Source organism: Rhizobium favelukesii (genome assembly GCF_000577275.2).
Taxonomy (GTDB): Bacteria; Pseudomonadota; Alphaproteobacteria; order Rhizobiales; family Rhizobiaceae; genus Rhizobium; species Rhizobium favelukesii.
This window is the reverse complement of the sequence record NZ_CBYB010000010.1, coordinates 21,264-30,791: the sequence shown is the minus strand read 5'-3', so window position 1 is coordinate 30,791 and position 9,528 is coordinate 21,264. Positions and strand designations below refer to the sequence as shown.

The following is a 9,528-nucleotide window of genomic DNA, read 5'->3' as shown; positions in this document are numbered from 1 at the left end:
ATCCTCGCCTGGTCGAAAGATCACAAGGTCGAATGGCATTACATCGCCTCGGGAAAGCCGATGCAGAACGGCTATGTCGAGAGTTTCAACGGGCGCATGCGCGACGAGCTGCTCAACGAAAGCCTGTTCTTCGGCCTCGATCATGCCCGAAGCGCCATTGCCGAATGGGCGGACGATTACAACCATTTCCGGCCGCACTCATCGCTCGGATACAAAACCCCGGCAGACTTTGCCGGGACCATCGCCGCAACCGGCTCCAACGCTGCGCAAGATGAGAACTTCGCGTTTCTGCCGGTTGCTCACACCGCGCCACTTGGCGTATTCAAAACCGCCGGGGCTCTAGTCGCCGCTGGATGAAAGTTCAGTGGCAGGTCAGAACCGGTCTTTCTGGCGATCGTTGACACCGACAGCCCTTGTCGATGCAAATCTCCCTCTGGACCATCGAGAGCACTATCGGTGATGACGCGCCGCCGCAACGCTAAACTGGGATGATTCAAAAAACGGCACTTCTGGGGAGTATTGATCCGGTATCGACAGCGCTGGCGTGGAGATGCACGAGAATTGGCTTACGGCGACTGGTTACCTAAACATGGACGAACTGAAGGAGCACAAGAAGGATAAGCTCCGCCAAGCTGCTTAGCGAGCCAGCTGAGCCGGTCCGCTTTGCAGAACCTGACGCAAACAGTCGGCCTTAAGCTTTCTTCATACTCCATAGCGCTCTGAGACCTGGAGTACTGACAAGATCGGTAAGTGTCCTACGACGCACAATCGGCGAAACGACTCCACAGAGAAAAATGGTGCCAGCAATGTCCCACCATATTTTCTGCATTTGCCGGGCAAGTGCCTTGCGCTCCTCTAGACTGCCTACATCCATCCACCTCGCCCTTACAGCCTCAAACTCGTCGCTCTTAACCCAGCCAGAGAAGCCCGCCTCGCCAATTGGAGCAAGCCAAGACATGGCCATCGGATCACGAAAGCTAAAATCCGAAGAGGACGTGATAGTGATGCTCCAGCCGCCGCTATCAACAGAACCTTTGTTTTCCGTACGTGCTATCACACCGCTCCAATCACTTGGTGCGAGCTCTGCATTTACTCCGATTTTTCGAAGCATTGTTGCCAATAATTGTGCGACGTCACTAAAGGCCCTAATACTCGTGGCTTGGAGAATAACAACCTTCTCTCTTGAGTACCCAGCTTCCTGAAGTAACCGCTTCGCCGCTTCGGGGTCTCCACCCTTTTTATACCAGCCTGTATTTTCGTCGTTAGAATAGATGGAACTATTTCCAAATAAAGACGTAACAGTCTTTGTGTAGTTCGAGTTGGACATGACAACATACGCGAATGTCTCCTGATCGACGAGGTGGAGGATGGCCTGACGCGCCTTAACGTTATCAAAGGGCTTCTGCAGACAATTCAACCGCAACAAAAAGTCGTCCCCATTGTCCATTGCCTGAAGCGCGAGGTTGGGATCGCTATCGATCATTGAAAAAAAATCGGGAGGGGCGTGTTCCATGAAGTCAATTTCGCCCGCCTGAAGAGCCGCAAATGCGGTCTGCTGGTCGCTGATGTTATCCCAAATTACGCGCTCGACGTTGACCACCTTGCCGCCTGCATACAAATCGGGCGGCTCGGCACGCGGCACATAATTTTCGTTGCGATCGTAAGTAACGCTTGCGCCCGGCGTGGCGAGATCATGATTGAACCTGAAAGGCCCCGAGCCAATATTCGCGGTAACCTGCTCGGTTGGGGGACGAATTGCATCCTTCTCTCGCATGACAAAAATACGTTCGGCCGCCAAGATGTCGATCAGCAAGCTCAGCGGCTTCTTGAGCTCAATAGCAAAGGTCTTATCGTCCCTGGTTGAAATATCCTTTACTTGTTCTGTTACCAGCGGTCCAACACCCGCTTTCATCTGACCCCAGCGGCGAAGCGAGGCGACACAGTCAGCCGCAGTGACTGGAGTGCCGTCATGCCACGCCAAGCCATCCCGCAGTTCGAATGTATAAATCCTCTTGTCCTCGGAAACACCCCACTTTCCCACCATTTGTGGTTGCGGTTCCATTTTGGTGTCAAGGCCAAACAGAGTGTCATAAATTGCGAGGGCGTGATCCCAAGTTATAGTTGAATACGAATAGTACGGATCATAGGCAAGGAGGTGACTGTGCATCGCCATGCGAACGGCACCCGCTGCCGTTGAGGCAGCATGCACGCGCGGGATCGGCGGGAAGGATAGTGCAGTTCCTGCCGCCATGCCCATCTTGATGATGTCGCGCCGAGATATATTAATGATTCACCTCCCATTTTGGACTTAGTTAACTGAGTTTTAGCAGCACCTCGCCTCGAAGCCGTCCGGTACGAACCTCGAAAACTCGCCAAGGTTATCATCCTGCAATCTGTAGGATCTGTACTTCGCGCGGCGAGTGTAGTGAGCCGAGAGTTGAGGACGTTCAGGCTTTAAGTCGCACGGCATGAGATCATTGACCCTGTTAATCGGAGAGGCGAGCGCGTAGCGGAGTGGTCGCTGGTTTAATGTGTCAGGTTGTGCTCAGCGTAGCGCGGATTGCAAGCAGCGCCGGCCTTTCGTCAAGGCGACGTTGGGTATAGTTTTCGTCGTTTGGGAGCGAGGAAAGCTTGACGGCTACAAACTCAGCGTCCGGGTCGATAAAGACGATCTGCCCATCCTGTCCACGCGCCCATAAAGTGCCACGACGCGTATCTTCGATCCACCACTGGTTGTGATAGGCTCCGTTGGGAAGTGACTGGCGGCTGCTTCCTGAGAGTTCGACACCGCCGCTCCGTGTTCCTCTTATCCAGCTATGGGGAATGATTTGACGCCCGTCCCTGGAACCACCCTCAAGCAACAACATTGCAAACCGACCCAAATCACGCAGAGTCGCACACATTCCGCCAGCCGCTGCCGCTAATCCGGCGTGGTCCACAGTAATATAAGCATCCTCGCCAGCGCCCATTGGCGCCCAGATTTCTTGGCTCATGAGATCCGCCAACGATAGCCCAGACGCCCGCTCCAAGAGACAGCCCAGTACGGTGGTTGTGATGTTGCAATAGTGGAACGAGGCACCGTGTGGCCGCGCGGCTATGTTGAGCGTGAGGATCAGGTCCCACACTGTGCGTGGCCAGTCTGGCCGGTTGTGATCGTGCCAGCCATTGGCGAGATAAAGTTTCTGGAGGTGGGAATCTTGATTCCGGGATTCGTCGAAAAATACACCGCCAGTCATGTCGAGCAGCTGCTGAACCGTCGCTCCCCGGAAGGCGGTTGCAGCGAGTTCCGGCAGATATTCTATGACCGGCTCTTTGACATCCAGTAAACCTTTGTCCTCGACAATTCCGGCGAGCGTACCTATGAACGATTTTGTCGCCGAGTGGATAAGATGCTGCTTGTGCGGGGCGAGTTCATTCATGTAACGCTCAAATATGATCCGGCCCCGATGCAAAACGAGGAACCCGTCTGTAGAGCTCTCTTTAAGGAACTCATCGACGGAGCGTTTACCCTCACGGAAATCGACCATAATATCCCCAAGCGGCTGAAGGCTCTCGGGGAGTGGCCGCACGGGACCGTCGCCCCGCCATATCGGGGCCGTTGCCGTCATTTCGCGAACATGCTGGTTGGTCCAGCGGTTCCAAGGCGGCAAGTCCCAGCCGTCTCGCGGTATGATCGGTGCGCCGGGGTTACGGCGATCGCGCAACCGCATGTCATTCATACTTTCTTCCTCTTCGTTCCATCAACGTGCTCGACACACCATTTTCATTTCCGGGTTGCCGCTATGGAAATGCCTTGGGCTGCAAAGCGGGCGCGGTTGTGAATCAACTGCACCTAAACGGTGGCCACGCACCGTCGTGACTTAACGAGCTGCGGAATCTTCACAATGTCGGAAACCCTAAATACTTGCGTTAAGGGTATCTGTACCTCAGCTTCATTGGACTTGCAACATATGTTGTAGGTGACAACAGATAATCCATACGTTTCATAAATTGGAACGCAGGCTGCGCTGGGTTAAACACGTCCGAGCGGCAGTCCTCTACCTGATCGTCCTTACCGGGGATCGCCGCCTTGTCGGGACATTCTCTCCTGTCTCAAAACCGGTTCCGCGGGCGTCAAGTGGGTATCCGGCGTCAGGCCATAGCCTACAAGGCGGCGCACGATAGCGCCGTTCTTCTGCTCGACATCGTTTTTCCGATAAGCGCGAGAGCGCGTTACGTCTAATCCTTCGCTGCGGCACCAGGAGACGACAAATGCGTTCATGAATGCACTGTCGTTGTCGAAGTCGACACCCAGTAACGGAAATGGGAATTGCGGACAGGCTTGTTTGATCGCGACGATCACATTGCCGCTATCGCGCGTGCGGACCGCCGAACTCAGCCCGGCTCGTCGGCGCTGACCGCCACGGGCGACGACACGAACCTCGCTCAAAAGCCGATCAATCGTAGCCGGACTTACAGTAAGCAATTTACCGCGCAGCTCGTCATTCATTGTCAACGGCCGTGCCGCTCAAGTGCGGGCAGCAGGACAGTTATTGACGGCTTAAGCCGTTTTGAGCACAACCTCCCCGAAGCTTCCCACAAGACGGAGGGCCTCGCGGACATCGCCACCATAACGGAGCCTGGGCTGCTTGTTCCCAATTACCGGCTGATCACGACGTTTAAGAACCCGGATCGCATGCTTGCGATGATAACCAGTCACTGCGACAAACTCATCGAGGATTCGTTGCTTGTCAGCTCGAATGCTCAATCGATATCGTTCGATGATTGCTTGAACCAATTCCGATCGAGCTGTCATGCTGATCTGCCTTGCCATCCATCCCTCCGAACCAGGGTGGCAACTTCGCCTCATCCCCTTCGGAAGCTACAGCCTACCGGTAACATTTTGCTTGAGGCAATGCGGGGGGCAATTGTGCATCTCGCCCGACATGCGCAGGCCACAAACGAGGAGGCTTGCCGTGACGGCAACTTCATCCAAAGCGCGGCGGCTAGGTAAGGGAGCCCTCGCGATGGCTGCTTCCACTGATCTGGTTCCCGTCGCAAGCTCAGCAACTGCCTGTACCGAATGCTCCTCAGGCGCGCAAGCCGACGACGGCGGCGTTATTCCTTTCCCACGGCCCCGCTACGAAGGTCATGTCGAAAAGGAAGTTCGCATCCAGATGAGCGATGGGATCGCTCTACGCCGATATCTATCGTCCGCAAGGGGTGGATAGCCGGTTGCTGACAATCCTGATCCGCATACCATACAGTAAAGCGCCCTACCAAGACCGGCGTAAGTCGGCTGCACGTAGTGGCGTAGCCTACATGTTGCCGGGGCAGGGCTTTGCAGTCGTGGTTCAGGACGTTCGTGACCAATACAGTTCGGAGGGGCCCTACCACATCTTGCTGGGCGACGTTGACGATGGTTGGATCACATCACAACATTGGCCGAACGGCAAGGTCGGCGGTTTTGGTTGCTCGGCGCTTGGCATTGCACAAATCATGATGTCGCAGCGCGGTCCGCCGGCGCTCGCGGCTATCGTTCCGCAAGGCGCTTCCGGCTCGATGCGCAACATGCCTTACGACTTTCAACCCGACAACCTTCCCAGATTCAGCCGGTGGTTCAGATACCTTCGCGACAACGCAACATGGGGCAGCCAGCCGCCGAATACCCAAATTCCCGCATTCGTTCGTACGTTGCCAATTGCTGATATGACCGAGCGGTCTGGCGGTTATCGGAACGATTGCCGCGATTGGACCACCCATGCTGCCGGCGATCCTTGGTGAGATCGATACCAGCTGTTTGATAAAAACTCGCGGCCGGACGTACCTGCGCTCCACGTCAATTCCTGGTTCGATCTTAACGTGGGGGGCCAACTCGACCTGTTCAACGCGTTCCAAGAACAGGCGGTCTCGGAGCGGTCGCGCCACAACCAGTATAATCATCTCCCCAACCTCACATGAGACCAATCAGTCGCCATATGTTTATGGAGAGCTCAACTTCGGCGACGTGCGGCAAGATTACTGGGGTTATATTTGCGCTTGTGCAAGCATTGGTTGCATTGGCCCCTGGTGATCTCAATCTACCCCACGTGCAATACTATTTGATGGGGGCAAATCTCTGGAAATCCAGCGACAGCTGACCGCTGCCTGCGGCGACAATACGCAAACCGAGATGAAGGTTGCCGAGAATGTAATTTACCATGATGCTGATCATTCTTAGCACGTCCTCCTCGCGGTGGTTCCGAATTAGGCCGTGAGTTGGTGCTGCATTGTTGTGAAAATCGAAGTGCCTTCGATTAGGGCTGGCTTAGGACCCCGCTCACTCAGCGGGGCCGTGCCAGAACGTTGCGGCCGGGGCGGGGGCCATCCCTAGAAGGGCTATGTGACGGCGGCAAAAGGCTTGGCTGAAGACGTCGATCGTCAAGTGCCGACCTTGCGAAGTTCAAATTACACCAAAAAACAAATGCATCAAAAATGAAGACGTAAAACAATCGTTGCATTTGTGGGCGAAACCTGCGACTTAGTATCGGACACGCGGGACTCCGGTGGATTGAGTGCCTGAGACATTCGTAAAGAGAGGGACAGTCGCGGTGAGGCTTGATGAATATGTGCAGCATGACGCCATCGGTCTGGCGTCTCTCGTGAAAGCGGGTGAAATTACGCCGTTGGAGCTAACGCGCTTGGCACGAGAAGCGCACGATGAGGTGAATCCCCGGGTAAATGCTGTCATCGAGTTCTACGAGGATGCCGAGTCTGTCGCCGGTGCGGATGACGGTGTTTTTGCCGGTGTACCATTTCTTCGAAAAGACACCGGAGCAAGCGAGGCTGGCCGCCTCCAGGAAAAAGGAAGCCGTCTGTTCAAGGGCTGCCGACCTGATACAGATAGTTATTATTTTCGCCGCGCACGGGAGGCAGGGCTCAGGACCCTCGGAAGAACAACGATGCCTGAATTCGGGACATCAGGCATGAGCCAATCGATCTTAAATGGAGTCACTGGCAATCCGTGGGATTTAGATCGGTCTGCAGGTGGATCGTCCTCGGGATCCGCGGCTGCTGTTGCTGCCGGCATTACACCAATCGCACACAGTAGCGACGGCGGCGGATCAATTCGTATCCCGGCATCCTGGTGCGGTCTTGTCGGCTTGAATCCATCTCGCGGACGCATTTCCGGCGGCCCAAACAACCAAGACGCATCATTTGGCCGTAGTCGGGAGTTTGTTGTCTGTCGGACCGTCCGCGACATGGCCGCTGCGCTCGATGTTTTTTCCGGCCCTCGTCCTGGCGATCCGTTCATCATCACCCAACCGAAGCGTTCTTATTGCGAAGAACTTTCACAGCTGACGGGCGCTTTGAGGGTTGGAGTTGCCAGGACTAAATGGGGTGCCGTGGATCTGGAGCCGGAAGTGCTTGCGGCCGTCGATTCGACGGCCACTCTGCTGGAGGAAATGGGACACAGGATCACCGAAATCGAGCCACCTTACGAATCTGCAGAATATTCAAGAATATTCCTCGCCGGTTCAGCCCGCAGCGCGCACCTACTCGGTGAAACAGCCCAGGCAATGGGGCGGACCATTAGTGCGGATACCGTGGAACCCATTAATTTAAAGATTTATGAATATGGCCGAAGGGCATCACCGTTTCTGACGGGCGACGTACAAGAGCTTATGCGAAAGATGTGGGTCCGCGTAGCTGAGGCGGTCGAACCGTACGATATACTGCTAACGCCCACAATGCCAACTGTGGCTCTACTACATGGCACCATTTACTGCACGACCAACCCAACGCTCTCCGCAGAAGAATTCATGGAAGCGGATGCCGCGCTTTATCAATATCTTGGAGTGCTCAATGTTACGGGACATCCGGCAGTATCTTTGCCGTTGGGACAAAGTCCCAACGGCATGCCTATCGGACTTCAAATAGTTGCCCGTTTCGGCGACGAGGCGACGCTGGTTCGCGTCGCACGGGATCTGGAGGAGGCGAGGCCCTGGAGGGAGCGGCACCCGAGAGTTTGGGCTGGCCAACAGCATTGATCTGCGGACGCCCTGATGACATCGGATCCAACGCTCATCGAATACGACAGCTATTTTTCTTCGAGCGAGCACTGACCTTAGAAGGTCCGCGTGCAAGGTTCGTGGGCTTCTCAACCGTTATGCGGGAAATGGAGCAGATCAAAATCGTCGCGTCACTACAATGAAGCCCAGGCTTTTCCGCTCGAGCCAATCAACCTGGAGAAAAATGCGCAACCCATCCAGCTAAGGCCATAATTCACGGGTTAGATCGCACAAAGTCTGGTCGATGGCTGTTATAAGAACGCATCATTAGTCAAGAACTGCACAAAGGAAGCAACTCATGGCGACAATAGGAGTTTTGTCCCTGTCGAACGACGGCCGCTACATTGGCCACCATCCCGAATTTGGTTACGGCATAGCCCATCCGACCCGATACACGTCTCCTCCCATCTCGAAGCAAATTCCCGGAGCTTGGGCAAACAATGTCGTTTCAGGCGATCCTGATTGCGAGAGTGAGTATGTGAAAGCCGCCAAAGAGCTTGAACGAAACGGAGCTGCTGCGATTACTTGTGATTGTGGCTTTACTGTGCGGTATCAGAAGGCTATCGCATCGGCGGTATCAATACCAGTATCTACTTCTAGCCTACTCCTCCTGCCAGCCCTTCTATCCACCGTCCCCCCGGACAAGAAGATAGCAGTACTGACTGCGGATTCGCGCTGCATAGATGCGGAAATTTGGGCTGCGCTCTCTATCACTGATCCATCAAGGTTGATTTTCGAAGGGCTCGAGGACACAGCGACATACGCTTACATGTGGGCCGAGAAAGGCGAAATCAATGTCGAGGGCGTCTTGGCTGATACTGACGATATCATTGCTCGCGTTCAAAAACATGAAAATGTAGCGGCGGTTCTTTGCGAATGTACGGTATTCGTGCGAGTCTCGCCTCGAATCCGAAGGGCAACGGGGCTCCCGGTCTATGACGCAGCGCACAACGCGGGTCTCCTTATGGCTGGCGTAAGCTAGGTGCGGGGGCCTCCTCGCCTCTAAAGCTATCCCCGTGCGGGTGTGTGCACAGACGGAAAATCGATGTGCCGATTGCATCTCGAGTAAAGGTGGTCAGCTTGTCGCGGTGCCAATCGGACTGGGGGCAGGCGCCTCAGGGTCTTCTGGCCCTGCCTGCTGAACTGATGACAACCGTGCCGGCCTTTGCGGACGGGCCTATCGAACCCGCCTTTGTGCCACTGGCGATTACGACGGAGCCGAAGACGGCTACCGATGCTTTGCCGAACCCGGAGCAGACCTTATATGAGGGTGCGCGATATGAGGGTGCGCGGCGATGTGCCGGTTGATCGGCTGTAGTCTTGATGCGCGCGATGCGAGGGACGGCATGATCGTCGCGGGCCATCGATCACCGATCCTGATCGCGACACGGGTTGTGGACTTCCGCTCCATCAGGCGCTGACCTTTGATAGTACAGACCGAGTTGAAGCTTTGATCCGCATTCCGGGTTCACCGTGATCTTCCGATCGAAGCGCGGGG

Annotated in this window: 8 protein-coding genes; 4 read left to right on the top strand and 4 right to left on the bottom strand. The window is 55.3% G+C overall.

From position 1 onward, the window contains the following. Positions 1 to 357 (top strand): integrase core domain-containing protein (locus LPU83_RS21240; RefSeq protein ID WP_157997289.1); only part of this gene is annotated, 357 nt, incomplete at its 5' end. Positions 358 to 691: 334 nt separating this feature from the next. Here LPU83_RS21240 and LPU83_RS21175 read toward each other — a convergent pair. The 4 genes from LPU83_RS21175 to LPU83_RS73720 form a co-directional block, all read right to left on the bottom strand. Continuing rightward, positions 692 to 2,251, bottom strand: a complete 1,560-nt coding sequence (locus LPU83_RS21175) for an ABC transporter substrate-binding protein (protein ID WP_231052389.1) — start codon at positions 2,249 to 2,251, stop codon at positions 692 to 694. 283 nt (positions 2,252 to 2,534) lie between these two features. Further along, positions 2,535 to 3,719 carry a serine hydrolase domain-containing protein gene (locus LPU83_RS21170; protein WP_024318851.1) on the bottom strand — a complete coding sequence of 395 codons (1,185 nt, stop codon included), beginning with the start codon at positions 3,717 to 3,719 and terminating at the stop codon, positions 2,535 to 2,537. Positions 3,720 to 4,051: 332 nt separating this feature from the next. Next, positions 4,052 to 4,489: a hypothetical protein gene (locus LPU83_RS73725; RefSeq protein ID WP_231052390.1), complete on the bottom strand. Its 438-nt coding sequence runs from the start codon at positions 4,487 to 4,489 to the stop codon at positions 4,052 to 4,054. A 51-nt stretch (positions 4,490 to 4,540) separates the two neighbouring features. Then, positions 4,541 to 4,813 carry a hypothetical protein gene (locus LPU83_RS73720; protein ID WP_231052391.1) on the bottom strand — a complete coding sequence of 91 codons (273 nt, stop codon included), beginning with the start codon at positions 4,811 to 4,813 and terminating at the stop codon, positions 4,541 to 4,543. Positions 4,814 to 5,163: 350 nt separating this feature from the next. Here LPU83_RS73720 and LPU83_RS21120 point away from each other — a divergent pair, with 350 nt between their 5' ends. From LPU83_RS21120 to LPU83_RS21075, 3 genes are all read left to right on the top strand, one after another. Then, positions 5,164 to 5,763 carry a CocE/NonD family hydrolase gene (locus LPU83_RS21120; protein ID WP_024318853.1) on the top strand — a complete coding sequence of 200 codons (600 nt, stop codon included), beginning with the start codon at positions 5,164 to 5,166 and terminating at the stop codon, positions 5,761 to 5,763. A gap of 806 nt (positions 5,764 to 6,569) precedes the next feature. Further along, positions 6,570 to 8,009 carry an amidase gene (locus tag LPU83_RS21095; RefSeq protein WP_024318854.1) on the top strand — a complete coding sequence of 480 codons (1,440 nt, stop codon included), beginning with the start codon at positions 6,570 to 6,572 and terminating at the stop codon, positions 8,007 to 8,009. A gap of 319 nt (positions 8,010 to 8,328) precedes the next feature. After that, complete coding sequence (locus tag LPU83_RS21075; protein WP_024318855.1) at positions 8,329 to 9,012, top strand: aspartate/glutamate racemase family protein; 684 nt, start codon at positions 8,329 to 8,331, stop codon at positions 9,010 to 9,012. Positions 9,013 to 9,528 lie beyond the last annotated feature (516 nt).